Source organism: Photobacterium sp. ABD4_091, from assembly GCF_056160145.1.
The window spans coordinates 60936-77550 of sequence record NZ_JBSWWQ010000002.1; the positions used below are offsets into that span (position 1 = coordinate 60936).

The window sequence follows — 16615 nt, forward strand, 5'->3', positions numbered from 1 at the left end:
GTTGTTTTATTAGCACCGGCAACCATACCATGAAATAGCTTTCGAAGGGATAAGCGCCGACGGAATTTACACACCACTGACGGTTATTTCAGACTGTTAATCGGTAATATACCCAAGCTACCTAAAAGTGCTGATAGCCTCCCTGAACCTGCATCTTGAAGTAGCTTGGCTATATCATTATTAGAATTAATGTTTCCGATGATTCCCAACGGTTTGAGTGATAGGGAATAGGGACGTAAAATCTCTGTACGATTGGAGTAGTGTATGACAGATCAACGTACAGAAATATTCACCGCTGAGCGGCTAGGATCTGGCTTTGAAGCCGATCAGGATGCGCACCTGACAATAAGCCTTCAGCCCGGGCAGCATTTGGCAATCAGTGGCCCTTCTGGTTGCGGCAAGTCAAGCCTGCTGCAAGTCATTGCCGGTTTGCGTCCCCCTGCAGGTGGCGCCATTCACTGGCAACAAAATATGATTAAAGAGCAGAACCTGCCTTGGTGGCGCCAGCAGTTTTGCTATTTGCCGCAGCAAGCCGTGATGGGCGGTGAGACAATCTTAAAGGCACTACTGCTGCCTTGGCAGCTTAAAGCCCTTAACCTTCCAGAGCCCACACATGAAAAGTGCCTACAGGTATTGGTATCCTTGGGGATTACCCATTCACTCGAGCAGCCAACACACAAACTCTCTGGTGGGGAGAAGCAGCGCTTGGCGATTGCCCGTGCAGTGCTGATGGAGCGTACTTTATGGTTGATGGATGAGCCGACCTCGGCGCTTGATCCTGCCAGCCGGAATAAGGTGATTGAGCTCATTGCCAAGCAGTCACTTACCGTGATTTCGGTTTCCCACGATCCGGTATGGGTTAACTCGGCACAGCGACAGCATGTGATGGGAGTAAGCGATGAGTGATACCTTGGTGATCAGCAACTGGGCATTGGCTGGTTTTTATCTGTTGTTTCTCATTCCGCTAAGTTTATTTCACCGTTGGGAATTTGGCCTGAGCAAGACCTTGGTGTCAGCCGTGCTAAGGATGACAATCCAACTTTCGATAGTAGGTATTTACTTACAAACCCTGTTTTCTTTCCAGAACCCCTGGCTCAACACCTTGTGGCTGTCAGTGATGGTAATTGTGGCCGGGTTCAGTATTTGCCGACGTGCAGGCGTACCGCCGAAATCCGTGTTGCCGGCTGTACTGAGTGGCCATGTCGTTGCGCTGCTGGTGGTATTGCCCTTGTTACTGGCGGGTGTGATCCAGGCTGAGCCTTGGTGGCAGGCACAATACTTGATTCCGGTCGCTGGAATGCTGTTGGGTAACTGCTTGGCCGCGAATGTATTGGCGTTGGAGCGTTGGTACAGCAGCTTGAAAGACAAGCAGGACGAATACCAGTTTTACTTGGCGATGGGTGCACCTAAGCCAGAACAACCATTTATCCGTACGGCGGTAAAAGCCGCCTTGGCCCCACAGCTAGCGTCGATGACGACGCTGGGCATCGTCAGCTTGCCAGGTATGATGACAGGTCAGATCCTCGGTGGTACCGAGCCTTTGCTGGCAGTGAAATACCAATTGGTGATTATGGTGGCGATATTTATCTCAGCCACACTGTCAGTCACCACGACCCTGACGGTTGCCAGCCGCTCTGCCTTCAACCGCTATGGCCAGTTGAAGTTCTAATGGTTGAATCTCTAAGAGATGACGGTAAAAAGCGTGGATAAAAAAACAGCCGGCATTGCCGGCTGTTTTTTTCGAGAATAAGCAATTATTCTGCAATTTCTGCGTTGTGGTAAACGTTCTGAACGTCGTCACAATCGTTTAGCGCATCAAGGAATTTCTCGAATTTCGCTACGTCTTCACCAGCAACTTCAGTCATGGTTTGAGGAACGAAAGAAATTTCTTCAACGTCTAGTGTTACTTCAGGCATTGTCGCAGCCAGTGCGTTTTTCACCTTGAAGAACTCAGTGTGTGGGGCAAATACAGTGATCACGCCATCTTCACACTCGATATCAGATACATCAGCATCTTCCATCATTAGGTTCTCAAGTACTACTTCCTCGTCGTCACCTTTGAACTGGAAAACAGCCTGGTGCTCGAACATGTGAGCAGTGGTACCTGGAGAGCCGATTTTTGCGTTGTTCTTAACGAACGCTTGGCGAACGTCCATGAACGTACGGTTGTTGTTGTCTGTTAGACAGTCAACGATCACCATGGTGTTACCAGGACCGAAACCTTCATAGCGAGCTGTTGCGAAATCTTCACCACCGCCACCTTTCGCCTTGTCGATCGCTTTCTCGATAACATGGCTTGGAACCTGATCTTTTTTCGCTTTTTCAATTAGGCGTTTCAGGGAAAGGTTGCTATCGGGATCAATACCACCGTTTTTCGCACTTACGTAAATTTCTTTACCGTACTTTGAATAAACTTTGATCTTTGCGCCCTGTGTTTTTGCCATAGAGGCTTTACGGACTTCGAAACTGCGTCCCATAGGAATCACTCTCTTTTAGATATTTGGGATTTCTGTTGGAGGCGGATTTTATCAGTAACCAAGGCGGTCTGGCTAGGGTTTATAGCTTGAAAGACGGGTTAAAAGGCGGGTGATTGGTGGGGTAGATCAAGTTCTGTTTTGAAATTTGCACCAATCTTTTCTCTGTCGCTAGATTATTCACGGTGAAAACGGTACAAAGCAAAGGCTCAAGTCTCTTGGGTATTGTGAAAAACAGAGAAAAATAAAGAGAAGAGATACCAATGAAAATTGTTGCTGTCACCGCGTGCCCTACTGGGATTGCCCATACTTACATGGCTGCTTCTGAACTGACCAAGGCCGCCCAGCAGTTGGGGGTGCAGATGATGGTTGAGACCCAAGGCGCGATGGGAATCGAAAACCAATTGAGTTTTCAGGATATCGGTCGGGCTGATGTGGTTCTGATTGCATCAGATATCGAAATCGAACACCGTGCTCGATTTACCGGTAGCAAGATCCACTGCGTGACTATTGAAGAGGTGCTGACCGACCCGGTAGGGGTGATCAACCGCTGCAAAGAGCTGTAATCAAACACCTACTTATTGATGATTAATCGCCTAAACGACTTATGATTGAACGCCGTATCACCTTCACTCTCGATGAAGAGGGCTTGCCTGCTTGGAAACTCAACCGGCTAAAAACCTTGGCGGGTTTTTTCCGTTCTGTGGTAGTGATACAAAATATCTCTCAGCTTAGGATGGCTAATGCCGAGCAGGCGATGCGGGTGATGAGCTTGGGCTCGATGCCGGGTGATTTATGCCAGCTGATGATTGAAGGCTCGGATGCCGAGCTGGCCTGTATGGTGTTGACCGACTTTGTCTCCGAGCATTGCCATTTGATTTGCACTGGCCATCGTCACATCAGCCAGCGTGAAGGGACGGGGCGCATCACCCTACCGTTTGACTATGAACTGAGTTTTTTGCCGCCGCTTTCCCAGTTATCAGTCAGCACGTTTGAAAAAGCAGATGTCCTTACCGAGATCTGCCGCCAGTGCGCCCCCAACCAACCCGATAAAGCCAACCGGTTGTTAGAGCAAATGCATGCGAGGGAAACTATCTCATCAACGGCAATGGGCAATGGTGTTGCATTGCCACATATCTTAACCCCAGATGTCGAGGTGCCAACCTTGGTCTTGGCGACTTTAGAACAACCTTTAGACTGGGGCTCAAAGCGCGGTCCTGTGACCAGTATTGTGGGATTGGTACTACCTGCTCCTCCACAACGTGAGCATTTACTCGCTTTCTCGTCATTCTCCAAGCGGTTGCTAGAGCCTGATTTTTGTCAACTGCTTACTGAAAACGCACGCCCAGAGGTACTGCGAGCTGTTGTCCTAGATAGCTTGTCCCTGCCGTTTCGGTAAAAAGCCGTTTAGATGAAAAGGCGTTTAGGTAAAAAGGCGTTTAGGTAAACTACTCTCTTCCCCGGTAGTCTGACGGGGTCATGCCGGTTTTGTTCTTGAACACCCGGTAGAAGTAATTCACATCCTGAAAACCACAACGGGTCGCCACTTCGTTCAAACGGAAGGTGTATTTTTTTAGCATGAACTTTGCCCGTTCAATCCTTACCCAAGTGATGTAATCGGCCATTCGCATGTGGCCCTGCTGGCGAAACAGCCGTGACAGGTGGTTGGGCGTAATGTTGAAGCGCTTAGCGATCGAGTCGCGGGTAATCGGGCGGTGGAAGTTCTCCTGAATATAAATACAGATCCCCTGGTAGAGATCTTCACTGCGCTTTTTGTTGGTGTTGTTTGGGGCTGCAAGCATCTGCTGGCAATAGCTCATTAAGGCCTGCAGCAGGTGCTCATCCATCGGTTTTTGCACAGGCTCTTTGGCCAACGCATTGAGTGCCGCGAGAATATGGTCGATGGCAAAACCGGTTCGGGTCTGGATACTGTGCTTTTGCACATCATAGAAGCTCGCTTGCCCCTTGGCTTTACTAACCAGGCTGAACCCGAGTTGGCGTTTACCAAATAGCAGGCTGAGTACCGAGCAGTCGGTATCCCAGTTGGGCTTGTTCCAACTGTTCGGCGGGATATACAACGCATCGCTGGCCATGATCTTGACTTCGGTGATGCCATGATCAGGATCCTCCAGCTCATTGAGGTACTCACCGCTGATGACCATTTCCAACCGCGGGAAGTTTACTTGGTAGCTAAATGGCGGCGGGGTGACATGATCGCTGGCAAACCAAATTCGATTGAAGTGCTCCCGTTCGGCAAGCAGGGTTTCGAGTAGTTGGTGGAAAACTTGGCTCATGGTACAAACTGGCCTTCGCTTAAGTGTGCTGATTGCCGTTATTATCTTTTGCTCTTGCCTCTATTGTCCTTGTTCACGGTGAGATACCGTGAAGCTGATCACTAAAACCAACAGTGCTAGGATGAAAAAACGTGTTACTTAAGTCTAGCTATTATTCATTTTTAATTTTTTATATGCAGTGTTTATAGTTGGTTGTTTGCATTTAAATTGCTGATTTTAATTGGTTATATTGGGTTTTAGGTTGGGTTTTGTTAACCTTATCATTGTGAGAGTACGATCACACAACAATGCAGGTGTTACAAATATCCAGTAAATGCCCCTCTGGTACACTATAAGAGGTGTGCTAAAAAGCCGAAAATATCCCCAACGGCAACAAACAGTATGCCGATATAAATAATCAAAGGGGGAACACTCATGATCACCAATCTGATTAATGAGCAGTTGATTTGCCTAAACCTTAAGGCAACAACGAAAGAAGAGGTGTTTGTTGAAATGATCGATATCCTGCACGCGCAGGGTCGAGTCAGCGACAAGCAACAGTTTTTGGCAGACATCCATGCCCGTGAAGAGCTAGGCAATACCGGTTTTGAAGATGGCGTTGCCCTACCACATGCGAAAAGTGGCGCTGTGTGCGAGCCTGCTGTCGCTATCGGTATCAGCCGCAGCGGTATCGAGTACGGCGCAGAAGACGGCCTGCCTTCTAAGCTTTTCTTCATGATTGCCTCTCCAGACGGTGGCGCCAACCACCATATCGAAGTACTGGCCGAGCTATCTTCTAAGCTGATCGAGGACGGCTTCATTGACGCTTTCCTTGCAGCAAAATCTGAAAAAGATGCCCTGGCTCTGCTGCTGGAAAAAACAGAAAGCGCAGAAGCACCAGCGGCTGAAAATGGTTTCCTCATCGGCGTAACCGGCTGTCCAGCTGGCGTTGCCCACACTTACCTTGCAGCGGAAGCGCTGGAAAAAGGTGCGAAAGAGCTAGGTTACGAAATCAAGGTCGAGACCAATGGCTCTATCGGGGTGAAGAATAGCCCGACAGCCGAAGAGATCGAGCGCGCTGAAGCAATTATTGTCAGCTGTGACAAGCAAGTGGACATGACCCGTTTTGTTGGCAAACGCTTGATTAAAACCGGTGTTAAAGCGCCTATCAAAGATGCCAAAGGTCTGATTGGCCAAGCGCTGGCTGCGCCTGCATACCAAGCGTGTGGCGATGACGCGCCAGCCGAGAAAGAAAGTAAAGTGACCCAGGCTCGTTCGGATCTCTACCGCTACCTGATGAACGGCGTATCGCATATGATCCCGTTTGTTGTTACCGGCGGTCTGTTGATCGCCCTGGCGCTGGCGATTGGTGGCCAACCAACGGAAGCGGGCATGGCCATTCCTGATGGCAGCATGTGGAACAAGGTACTGGATGTCGGTGTCGTTGCATTCACATTGATGATCCCAATTCTGGCAGGTTACATCGCTTATGCCATTGCTGACCGTCCTGCACTTGCCCCGGGCTTGATTGGTGGCTGGATTGCCAACAACGGTTCGTTCTACGGTGCGGAAGCCGGTACAGGTTTCATTGGTGCTATCGTCGCGGGTCTGTTGGTCGGTTACTTCGTTAAATTTATCGTCACTCGCAACTACCACAAGTTCATTCAGCCACTTGTGCCAATTATGATTGCGCCAATAACCGGTAGTTTGTTCATCTCGAGCTTGTTCATCTTCGTTATCGGTGCACCGATTGCGAGCCTGATGGATGGCCTGAACGCACTACTGACCAGCATGAGTACAGGTAACGTTGTACTGCTAGGCATTGTATTGGGTGGTATGGCTGGCTTCGATATGGGTGGTCCATTCAACAAGGTAGCTTTCCTATTCTCTGTAGGTATGATTGCCAGTGGCCAGACTCAATTTATGGGTGCGATGGCATGTGCAATCCCAGTTGCTCCGCTAGGTATGGCGCTAGCCACTGTAATCGGTCGCAAGTTTAATATCTTCGAAGAGTCTGAGATTGAAGCCGGTAAAGCTTCTGGTGCAATGGGCTTGGTGGGTATCTCTGAAGGCGCGATTCCATTCGCGGCGCAAGACCCGATGTCTGTTATCCCTGCGAACGTGCTGGGCTCTATGGTTGCTGCGGTAATGGCCTTCTCATTCGGTATTACCAACAGCGTTGCTCACGGTGGTCCTGTTGTGGCTCTACTGGGCGCGATGAACAAACCGGTTCTGGCACTAGCGTGTATGGCAGCAGGTGCCGTTGTAACAGCACTGGTTGCAGTATCTTTGAAAAAGATGCGCCAGGGTAAAGCACAACAAACTGCTGTTGCTTAATTCCCCCGCTAGCAATAGCACTGCACAGTAAACCTGAGTGACTGTGTCCTTGAAGCTCCCTTTATCGAGGGAGCTTTTTGGCTTGAAGACTTATTCCTCGAATGGCTTCAGTTGTTATAGTTTCATTTGTTATTCAAGATTGGTTAGTTTGATTAACCATGAATAATCGATGAAAAGTAATGAAAAGCCTCTTTTTACTTGCGTATTTTGGTAGTATGCGCTGCTGGCATGGCGACGGCCTAAACAGGTAACCAAGTAAACAGGAAAAGACGAAGAAGCTTAATCGGATTCCATCAGTGCCTCAACGATAGGTTGGGGCCTTGATGAAATCTGCATTAGAAATAAGGAAAGCTATGTCTACCTCCCCTCGTTTTTATCGTATGCATAATGTCATTCAAGATTATGCATGGGGCAGCACAACCTCGATTGGCCAGTTGTTTGGTACTGAAAACCCTGAAGGTAAGCCGCAAGCGGAAATCTGGATGGGCGCACACCAGAATGGTTGCTCGCAAATTGACGTTGATGGTAAGCCAACTTTACTATCTGATTTTATTGATGCGGATAAAGCAACATTGATTGGGCCGCAGACTGCCGAGACATTTGGCGAGCTGCCTTACCTATTCAAAGTGCTGGCTGCTGAAAAAGCCCTGTCTATCCAGGTGCACCCAAGCAAAGCCCAAGCTGAAACGGGCTTTGCCAAAGAGGAAGAGCAGGGCGTACCTCGCTCGGCAGGTAACCGAAACTACAAAGATCCAAACCACAAGCCAGAGCTGGTTTATGCTCTGACACCTTACCAGGCAATGAACGGTTTCCGTGGCTTTGCTGAGATTGTCGCTAATTTCCGCAAACTGGATATTGCCGAGATCAATGCGTTGGTTGACGCTCTTGAAGCGAACCAGAATGAGTCGGGTCTAGAGGCGTTCTTTGAATCAATGCTTTCACTGGACGGTGAAATCAAAGAGTCATCCGTTGCCAAGCTACTGGCTTATGCCGAAGCACACAAAGACCAAGAGTTGTTTGCGCTTATCTTGGATTTGGCAGGGCAATACCCGGGTGATATCGGCCTGTTTGCACCGCTGATGCTAAACACTCTGACCCTGCAACCAGGCGAAGCTATGTTCCTGTATGCGTGCACCCCACATGCTTACATTAAGGGAACTGGCCTTGAAATCATGGCGAATTCAGACAACGTGCTACGTGCTGGCCTGACACCTAAGTATATGGACGTGCCAGAGTTGGTTTCTTGTACTTCCTGCCTGCCAATTCCTTTTGATTCGCTATTGATGTCCCCACAAGTTGAAGAAGGCGCTTTGCACTACCCAATCCCAGTGCCTGACTTCAAGTTCAGCGTATACCAGCAGGCGGACAATGTGGCGCTAGAAACAAACAGTGCAGAAATCCTGCTTGCAGTGGATGCACCTTTGACAGTTGCCCATGCGGACGGTGAAACACTGACGATTGCCAAAGGCGAGTCTGTCTTCATCCCGGCCAATGCAGGTACGTATTTGGCGACATCAAACGGTAAGTTTGCCCGCGCCTACAATTAATCGTTGTGTATTTGAGCGGGATGCGGGCTTGTTGTCCGGTTGGTGATAAGAGGCTTGAAATATCCTTTACATCACCCGAGTAAGCCCGTATTATTCGCCGCACTTACGGAGAGATGGCTGAGTGGTTGAAAGCACCGGTCTTGAAAACCGGCATACGTTTGTAGCGTATCTAGGGTTCAAATCCCTATCTCTCCGCCACATTTAGAAAAAGCCCAGCAGAAATGTTGGGCTTTTTTCGTTATTAGCCTACCCACAACCTCAATCAATTCAGGGCTCTGTCCTAGAAATTATCTCGGCATATTGTACACTCTTATGGCAATATAACGGGCGAGATAACTTTTCCTTTGAAATCTTAGCCTATGCAAACCACTCACCAATTTGATTTAAACTTAATCAGGACTTTCTTTGAAGTTTATCGCACGGGCTCGTTTACCAAAGCGGGAGACAACCTAGGGATAAGCCAACCTTCAGTGAGTGCTGCGATTAGAAAAATGGAAGTGGACATTGGCTACCAGCTTTTTGTTAAGCAAGGCAGAGGCATCAGTCCAACAGCGAATGCGCACAAGCTCGCTGCTCGCTGTCAGCAAGGGTTTAATGAAATCATTAATGCGGTGGCTGACGAGATTAGCTTTGATGTCCATGTTAGTGAGGCGTTCCTTCACCAAGTTGTGGATCTTGCACATACACAGATACAAGAAACCCCTGCCGAACAGATACACATTATAGAACGTTTGCGTGACCAATCATTGGATCTCGCTCTATCCGTTATTACTATCAAAGATCCATCTCTGGTTGTTGAGCCTATTGTTGAAGAAAAAGCTGTCGTCATTTGCAGGGCTGATCATCCATCAATCGAAGATGTATTGACGGCAGAGGAGTTCTATCAGCAGCAACATGTCATTCTCTCCACCAAATGGGAAAGAATGTCAGGCTTTGAGCATGGTGCTAAATCGATAGTACAAGAACGTAAGATCCATAGTACAGTCGGTTCGCTTTCTGCTAAGTTAATGCTGGTATCTAAATCGGATGCAATAGCGGTTGTATCTGAAGGCTTTGCAAAATATTGGCAACACACCCTAGGATTGAAGCTACTTGCTTGTCCGATTGAGCTTAGCGCCATTAGCTATAGCTTTGCTTACCACAAACGATATGCCAACAATGAGCAACACAAGTCGCTCAGAGCGAATATTCTGCGAAGAATTACGAAGTAATTGCTATCGGATTCCAAATCCTAGCTATTTTGCCCGCAGCAACGTTTGTACTTTTTGCCACTTCCACATGGGCAAAGTGAGTTTCGGCCTACAGAACCGTTTGGCATAACTTTGGTTACTGGCTGCCTGTAATTCAGTGTCCACATCAGCTCTGCGGGAGCACGGCCTTGCTTGAGCAAATTGCACATTTCCTGCATATAAATGGCGGTATGCTCAAAAAACAATTTATAGCCCGTGCAAAAATAATTGTGATTGGGTAAGCCGTTCGGGCTAACCGCAAATCGGTGTTTCGGGCATCCACCATTGCAAGCGAATTTGTATTTACAGTGCTTGCAGTCAGAGTTTAGCGTCTCCTGCTTGTCCTTTCCGAACTGTATCGCTTTAGCACTCGCATTACACTCTGAGATGGATTTATCATGAATGTTGCCCAACATGTGCTCAGGGTAAACATAGTGGTCGCAGTTATAGAGATCCCCGTTGGACTCCAGCGCAAATGCGTGCCCGCAACGCTCTGAGAAATGGCAGATGCCTTGGCGCTCACCAAACCAACTGCTCAGTGCACTGTCGAACATATTTACATAGACGCGGCCAATGTCTTTGCGTACCCACATGTCAAAAATGACATTCAAAAACTCGCCATACTGACGCGCTGGCACCGACCATTTTGTCACATCCGCCAATGTTTCGTTAGGCAGAACCAGTCGCAATTGATCGTCATTCTCCTCCCTTGCTTCCCGCTCAACCAGTGGAATAAACTGAATATAAGTAGAGCCGATATCTTTAAGAAATTGATAGACGCGCTGTGGATGTTTTACATTTTCCCGGTTGACCACAGTCAGCGTGTTAAATGCTACGCTGTGTTTTTTTAGGAGTTTAACTGCCTCCATCACCTTAGCGTGAGTTGGCTTACCAGCACGATTTTTACGGTAGCAGTCATTCAGGTCAGCAGGCCCGTCAACAGATAAACCGACAAGAAAATCGTTCTGTTTAAAAAAACGGCACCAGTCATCGTTGAGCAACAAGCCATTCGTCTGGAAGCTATGCTCAACTTGTTTATTTCCAGCATGTTTTTTACTCAGGCTTACTGCCTTTTCGAAAAACGCCAGCCCCATTAACGTCGGCTCACCCCCTTGCCATGTGAACTGAACGTAGCCATCCTTCTGCGCTTCAATGGTTTGCCTGATGTAAGCTTCCAGTGTCTCATCGCTCATACGCCAGTTCTGGCTACGCTCTGGATAGAGCTTTTCCTTTTCTAGATAGAAGCAGTAGTCACAGTCAATATTGCAGACTGAGCCCGTTGGCTTCGCCATTACATGGCAACTCGTAGGTGTTTGCATGAAGGTTCCTCATGACCGGTGGGGGGCTTGCGATGGGGTGATGTCGTACCGTAGTCAGTGGCAGTTCTACGTCGCTATCAACCGGGTTCATACAAACCCAGATGATAGCGATAGATTGCCAAAGAACGACCGTTAGTTCAGGGTATAATCAACAAACTCAATGCTGTTGGTATACTCGAAAGGCGCTTTATATTCCGGTGTAACCGGAGAGCCCAGATCCATACCGATATCGGTGGTTTCCGTAACGGCAAAGCGAAGCGGTACTGTGTTTCCTATTTTCCCTGAACCCGCCTCTTGGCCATTCACATAGAGGGTTGCTGTACCACCGCCGCCATGTTCATCAGACTCTTGTTTATATTCCATCTTGATCTTTAGGGTTCCGCTTGGCAGGGGTTCTGCTGATGTCACATGGAAACGCCCCTTGTTGAAGAAGTTATAGTGGTAGTGCAATTTGCCATCTTTAACATATAGGGTGTAGCCAGCTACATTCCCTCCGACAGCGACAATAACCCCTTCATCACCCTTTTTGTAATTCAGCTCTGACTCAATCGTATGGCTACGAGAATAAACCGGAGGTGTGCCCCCTTCCGGAATACGCACTGTGCCTTGATAGTATCTGAAGTGCTTTTTACCTCGGGTAATCGACGGACGATTTGGGTTTACTACGCGCTCTGCATACCGGTCATCCAACGGATATACCCCGTACTTATTCGCTTCTTCGTCGAACACTTTTTTCAGTTCTTCGAGCTTTTCAGGGTGAGACTTAGCAAGATCATTTGCCTGAGAAAAATCTTCTTCGATGTTGTACAGCTCCCACTTAACATCATCAAACCCTTTCGAGCCGATAAATGCCCAAGGTACACCATGGAAAGCAGAGGCAACCCAGCCTTCGTGATAAATAGCCATATGCCCAGCGACTTCAAAGTACTGTGTTTTTCTATTACCTTCTGCACCAGCGTTGTCGAAAGAGTAGTTCATAGGAACCCCCGCCATTGGAGACTGCTCAACGCCATTTACCTCAGTTGGAGTTTCAATACCCGCTGCTTTGTAAATCGTTGGCGCGATATCAACCACATGGTGGAACTGGGTTCGTTTCTCATCCTTTGCTTCGATCCCTTCAGGCCAGGAAACAACCAGTCCATTGCGGGTTCCACCAAAATGAGACGGCACGCGTTTCATCCATTGGAAAGGTGAACTACCCGCCCAAGCCCAAGGCACGGCATAGTGGTTTTCAAAATCTTTTCCACCGATGCCATCTAGTACCTCAAGTTGATCTTCAACGGTATCGGGGAATCCATTCTGCACCATCATATTGTTGGTTGTACCGATGAGCGTACCTTCACCACTGGCTCCGTTGTCACCGACAACGTAGATAACCATGGTATTTTCTGCGCCGGGAATATCGGTTGCCGCATCGATTAAGTTGCCGACCCAGTGATCGGTGTGAGCAAGGAACCCAGCAGCTACTTCCATTTGACGAGCAAAGAGTTTTTTCTCTTCCTCCGACTGCTCATCCCATGATGGGATCTCATCAGGTCTTGGGGTTAGTTTGGTGTCTTGCGGAATGATGCCGAGCTGCTTTTGTCTTTCAAAAGTATGTTCACGCATCGCATCCCAACCATCGTCAAACTGTCCTTTAAATTTATCTATCCATTCGCTACCGACATGGAATGGTGCATGGATAGCACCTGTCGAGAAATACGCGAAGTAAGGCTTATCTGGATTTAGGGATTTCTGTTGCTTAATCCACTTGACGGCATCCGTTGCGAGATCTTCGGTCAAGTGGTAAGTCTCTCCCGGCTTCTTTTCTGGCTCTACAGGCACCGTATTTTTAAATAGCTGAGGTTCATACTGGCTGGTTTCTCCACCCATGAAGCCATAGAAATATTCAAACCCTAACCCGGTTGGCCAGCGATCGAACGGCCCTGTTTGGTTAGTTTCCCAATCAGGCGTGTTGTGCCACTTACCCCAAGCTGCCGTGTTGTATCCATTTTGCCTTAGTATTTCAGCAACGCTTGCAGAGTCCTTCCCCCAGATACTGTGATATCCCGGATACCCGGAAGACATCTCGGAAATGGTACCGAACCCAAGCTGGTGGTGGTTTCTCCCAGTGAGCAACGAGGCTCTAGTTGGGCTGCAAACGGCGGTTGTGTGGAAACGAGTGTACGTCACCCCTTCTTTTGCTAACTCATCCAAAGCTGGAGTCGGAATGGGTCCTCCCAATGTGGAGGCTTGACCAAAGCCAACATCATCAAGAATGACCATTATAATATTTGGTGCCCCCTCAGGCGCTTCGACGGGTTGTGGGTAGTCTTCCTGCGACTGTGCAATAGTGCGTCCAATCTTCCCGTTAAATTCTGGGATTTCGTGTGGCAGAACGCTTCCTGCACCGTATGAACTGAATGGTAGCGCGAGTGTTATTGCTGTAAGTAAGAATTTATCTCTCATATCAATGACCAACGTTGATAAAAATAATTAACAAAACTGATTGCTTCAAAGTTGTGAATAGGAATGCTCAGACAGGCACTTGCCCCCTCAATAGGAAAAATACGACTTTGTACCGACTATCGATGTGAAGGGGGTGAACACTATTTTAATGGTGGGTCACAATAGATATAGGGAGTAGCAACAATACAATTCATAGTCTGAAGCTATGAATATTGTGATAAGTAGCGACTAGCAAATGATCACTCGCCGTAATTGATGAAATGGGAAAACCACTCAGGATCAGAATGTATGGTACGGAAGGAAAAGTACTAATATCTGTAATTATTAATAGATATTACCTATTGAAACGATAAATGTAATCCGCGTGACCTGTTCCAATAACGTGGCATAATGGACTCATCAACAGGGAGCAATGAAGAAAAGGCTCCAGTTGCAACAACGACTTATTTATATTTAGGGAATCCATTATGTTTGAATCAAAAGAAGGCCAAGCAGTACCTCAGGTTACTTTCCACACACGCCAAGGTGACCAGTGGGTAGACGTGACAACAGAAGAGCTATTCGCCAACAAAACCGTTATCGTCTTTTCACTGCCGGGCGCATTCACCCCGACCTGTTCTTCTAGCCACCTGCCTCGCTACAACGAGTTGGCATCAGTATTTGCCGAGCACGGTGTTGATGACATCCTATGTGTTTCTGTAAACGATACATTCGTGATGAATGCATGGAAAGCTGACCAAGAAGCTGAAAACATTACTTTCATTCCAGATGGTAACGGTGACTTCTCGAAAGGCATGGGTATGCTGGTTGCTAAAAATGACCTAGGCTTCGGTGATCGCTCGTGGCGTTACAGCATGCTGGTTAAAGATGGTGTGGTAGTGAAAATGTTTATCGAAAACGACGAGCCGGGCGACCCGTTCAAGGTTTCTGATGCCGATACTATGCTGGCTTACGTGGCTCCTGAGCACAAAATGCAGCAATCAATCACGGTATTTACCAAGCCTGGTTGCCCATTCTGTACTAAAGCGAAACAGAACCTGATCGATAACAGTCTGAACTATGAAGAAGTTGTTTTAGGCAAAGACGCAACAACCGTTAGCCTACGTGCAATCTCTGGCCGCAGCACTGTGCCCCAGGTCTTCATCGGTGGTCAGCACATCGGTGGCAGCGAAGAGCTTGAAGCTTTCCTAGCTAAGTAATCGATAAATAAATCGTTAAAAGAAAAAGCCAAGTAGGGTTTTCCCTGCTTGGCTTTTTTTGTATTGGTGTGCAAATGATTTCAAGCCATCAGCGGCGTTGGCGGCCACCACGAGATGAACGCTCTTTGTGAGCTGATGCTGCTTTGGCCTGTGACTTCAAGATCGACTCCACGGTTAGCTCCATCGGCTCTTTGGGCTTAAGGCCATGCGGGAAGGTACGTGCACGCGGTGGCAGGTCGTATTCTTCTGCGGAAGCGCGAGGCATGCGTTTGAAGCGGTAGAGGTAGAAGTTTTCTAACTTCTCTCTCGCCCAATTTGTCTTCTTGAGGTACTTCACACTGCTCGCAATCGACGGGTTGGTATGAAAGCAGTTGATACGCATCGCCGTATCCAGGATTTCCCAGCCGTAGAAGTCCACCAACTCTTGCAGTAAGGTTTCTAACTTAAGACCATGCAATGGGTTGTTCTGTTGTAATTCAATTCTTTCTTCATCGGTCATCATAACGAGTTCCTAAGTTTCTAACTTAACCAAGATTGGCTGGGCTATTTGGTATGGGCTCGGGATTCTATCAGAGTAAACCTTCCATCCCTAAATATATCGACTAATCAGCCTCTAAATGAGACTCTGTCTTGGCAATAAAAAACAAGGTTCTGATAATGTGCTGGTAAATGTCATTTCCCCTTGCCCCGAATGAAAGCTATTGGGCAGGTATAGCGCAGGTTGTTTGGCGAGACTGACAAGGAGGTTAGATTGAACGCCATATGTCGATTAGCAACAATAGCTGATGCTGAAAGGATCAACCAAGTCTCAAAGTATCTTGGCTATTCTGGGATTTCAGATGATGAAGTAAGGGACAAGCTGTATCAGATGTGCGCCTCTATGTCTGATGAAGTTTATGTTTGCGAGTTGGGCGGGTTGGTGGTCGGTTGGCTACATTTGTTTTATGCCCGCCGGTTAGCATCAGACGATTTTTTCGAAATAGGTGGGCTTGTTGTTAACCCTGATTTTCGCGGCAATGAAATTGCCCGTGCGTTAGTCGATTATGCAGTAGCAACAAACAAGGGAAAGTTAAGAGTACGCTGCAATGATAAAAGGCTTGAATCTCATCAATTCTACGAAGCTATCGGGTTTAAGAGGAAAAAATCTCAGTGCGTGTTTGAAGCCGGTTCGTAGCACTTATTGAAGGGGTTTAGGGCAAATAGGAGACAGGTTTAGGATGAGCGAAAAAGTAAAAAATGCACTGGTGTGGTTAAAGGATACACTCGATTCGCAGCAGGTGCAGTTCCAGATAGTCGGCGGTCTTGCTGCAACCATTCATGGTGGTAGCAGGGAGGTAGCCGATATTGACCTATACATTCGAAGAGCTGATGCCGACAAAATCCTACCTTTAGTGAGTACCTATATTTCTAAGCCTATAGCCCACTATGTTGAAGGTGGATGGGATTTGGAATATTTCCAGTTGATATATCAGGGGCAGAAAATCGAAATTGGATTGTCACCTGGAACCAAAATCAAAGCAGCTGGCATTGGTAATTGGATTGAGCTTAAAACTGATTTTTCCCAATCTGTTGTTGGACGTTATTTGGGCGTTGAAGTGCCAACGATACCGGTTGCCGAGTTAATACGATACAAGCGGGTACTGGGTAGAGATGTCGATCTGATTGATATCGATGAGCTGAGTGGTCAGTTTTCGTCAAAAGTCACCTGAGTAGAATCTAGCTTCTGCTAGCCCGTTAACAACGAACAAGTATTGCAAGGAAGAGGAGTTGAGGCAGTGTTTGGGATAGA

General features: G+C 47.6%; 16 protein-coding genes and 1 tRNA gene. 12 read left to right on the top strand and 5 right to left on the bottom strand.

Features of this window, described 5'->3' with window-relative positions; translation table 11 throughout:
• The first annotated feature begins 264 nt into the window (after positions 1 to 264).
• Positions 265 to 906 (top strand): ABC transporter ATP-binding protein, encoded by a 642-nt coding sequence (locus tag ACXAGQ_RS14610; RefSeq protein ID WP_475254815.1) that lies wholly within the window; start codon positions 265 to 267, stop codon positions 904 to 906.
• A complete protein-coding gene (locus tag ACXAGQ_RS14615) occupies positions 899 to 1669 on the top strand; it encodes an ABC transporter permease (protein ID WP_475254817.1) in 771 nt (256 codons plus the stop codon). The genes ACXAGQ_RS14610 and ACXAGQ_RS14615 overlap by 8 nt, the downstream gene beginning before the upstream one ends.
• A gap of 85 nt (positions 1670 to 1754) precedes the next feature.
• Here the strand turns inward: ACXAGQ_RS14615 and ACXAGQ_RS14620 are convergent, their stop codons facing one another.
• Positions 1755 to 2477, bottom strand: coding sequence for a YebC/PmpR family DNA-binding transcriptional regulator (locus ACXAGQ_RS14620; protein ID WP_475254818.1), 723 nt, complete (start codon positions 2475 to 2477; stop codon positions 1755 to 1757).
• A gap of 260 nt (positions 2478 to 2737) precedes the next feature.
• Here ACXAGQ_RS14620 and ACXAGQ_RS14625 point away from each other — a divergent pair, with 260 nt between their 5' ends.
• Both ACXAGQ_RS14625 and ACXAGQ_RS14630 read left to right on the top strand, forming a co-directional pair.
• Positions 2738 to 3040, top strand: coding sequence for a PTS fructose transporter subunit IIB (locus ACXAGQ_RS14625; RefSeq protein WP_107297288.1), 303 nt, complete (start codon positions 2738 to 2740; stop codon positions 3038 to 3040).
• A 41-nt stretch (positions 3041 to 3081) separates the two neighbouring features.
• The gene (locus ACXAGQ_RS14630; protein WP_475254820.1) at positions 3082 to 3873 is read left to right on the top strand and encodes a PTS sugar transporter subunit IIA; all 792 of its coding nucleotides are present in this window, start codon (positions 3082 to 3084) and stop codon (positions 3871 to 3873) included.
• Between the two features lie 49 nt (positions 3874 to 3922).
• On the opposite strand, the gene ACXAGQ_RS14635 is transcribed toward ACXAGQ_RS14630, so the two are convergent.
• Positions 3923 to 4768, bottom strand: coding sequence for an AraC family transcriptional regulator (locus tag ACXAGQ_RS14635; protein WP_475254822.1), 846 nt, complete (start codon positions 4766 to 4768; stop codon positions 3923 to 3925).
• A gap of 414 nt (positions 4769 to 5182) precedes the next feature.
• On the opposite strand from ACXAGQ_RS14635, the gene ACXAGQ_RS14640 reads away from it, so the two are divergent.
• The 4 genes from ACXAGQ_RS14640 (at position 5183) to ACXAGQ_RS14655 (ending at position 9842) form a co-directional block, all read left to right on the top strand.
• On the top strand, positions 5183 to 7084 hold the full coding sequence (locus tag ACXAGQ_RS14640) for a PTS fructose transporter subunit IIABC (RefSeq protein WP_475254824.1): 1902 nt from the start codon (positions 5183 to 5185) through the stop codon (positions 7082 to 7084).
• A gap of 353 nt (positions 7085 to 7437) precedes the next feature.
• Positions 7438 to 8631: a mannose-6-phosphate isomerase, class I gene (gene manA, locus ACXAGQ_RS14645; protein WP_475254825.1), complete on the top strand. Its 1194-nt coding sequence runs from the start codon at positions 7438 to 7440 to the stop codon at positions 8629 to 8631.
• Positions 8632 to 8738: 107 nt separating this feature from the next.
• Positions 8739 to 8829: transfer RNA gene (locus tag ACXAGQ_RS14650), tRNA-Ser, on the top strand.
• Positions 8830 to 8990: 161 nt separating this feature from the next.
• A complete protein-coding gene (locus ACXAGQ_RS14655; protein WP_475254826.1) occupies positions 8991 to 9842 on the top strand; it encodes a LysR family transcriptional regulator in 852 nt (283 codons plus the stop codon).
• Positions 9843 to 9862: 20 nt separating this feature from the next.
• On the opposite strand, the gene ACXAGQ_RS14660 is transcribed toward ACXAGQ_RS14655, so the two are convergent.
• The gene (locus tag ACXAGQ_RS14660; RefSeq protein ID WP_475254828.1) at positions 9863 to 11179 is read right to left on the bottom strand and encodes an anaerobic sulfatase maturase; all 1317 of its coding nucleotides are present in this window, start codon (positions 11177 to 11179) and stop codon (positions 9863 to 9865) included.
• On the opposite strand from ACXAGQ_RS14660, the gene ACXAGQ_RS14665 reads away from it, so the two are divergent.
• Positions 11178 to 11315, top strand: coding sequence for a hypothetical protein (locus ACXAGQ_RS14665; protein WP_475254829.1), 138 nt, complete (start codon positions 11178 to 11180; stop codon positions 11313 to 11315). The two genes, ACXAGQ_RS14660 and ACXAGQ_RS14665, sit on opposite strands and share 2 nt — an antisense overlap.
• Here the strand turns inward: ACXAGQ_RS14665 and ACXAGQ_RS14670 are convergent.
• Positions 11312 to 13627, bottom strand: a complete 2316-nt coding sequence (locus ACXAGQ_RS14670) for an arylsulfatase (RefSeq protein WP_475254830.1) — start codon at positions 13625 to 13627, stop codon at positions 11312 to 11314. The two genes, ACXAGQ_RS14665 and ACXAGQ_RS14670, sit on opposite strands and share 4 nt — an antisense overlap.
• Before the next feature lie 467 nt (positions 13628 to 14094).
• Here ACXAGQ_RS14670 and ACXAGQ_RS14675 point away from each other — a divergent pair, with 467 nt between their 5' ends.
• Positions 14095 to 14826, top strand: coding sequence for a glutathione peroxidase (locus ACXAGQ_RS14675; RefSeq protein WP_475254831.1), 732 nt, complete (start codon positions 14095 to 14097; stop codon positions 14824 to 14826).
• A gap of 88 nt (positions 14827 to 14914) precedes the next feature.
• Here ACXAGQ_RS14675 and ACXAGQ_RS14680 read toward each other — a convergent pair whose 3' ends face one another.
• Positions 14915 to 15328: a VF530 family protein gene (locus ACXAGQ_RS14680; protein WP_475254833.1), complete on the bottom strand. Its 414-nt coding sequence runs from the start codon at positions 15326 to 15328 to the stop codon at positions 14915 to 14917.
• A 249-nt stretch (positions 15329 to 15577) separates the two neighbouring features.
• On the opposite strand from ACXAGQ_RS14680, the gene ACXAGQ_RS14685 reads away from it, so the two are divergent.
• Entirely contained in the window at positions 15578 to 16000 is a 423-nt protein-coding gene (locus ACXAGQ_RS14685; RefSeq protein WP_475254834.1) for a GNAT family N-acetyltransferase, read from the top strand.
• A gap of 43 nt (positions 16001 to 16043) precedes the next feature.
• On the top strand, positions 16044 to 16535 hold the full coding sequence (locus ACXAGQ_RS14690) for a MazG-related protein (RefSeq protein WP_475254835.1): 492 nt from the start codon (positions 16044 to 16046) through the stop codon (positions 16533 to 16535).
• Positions 16536 to 16615: the final 80 nt, after the last annotated feature.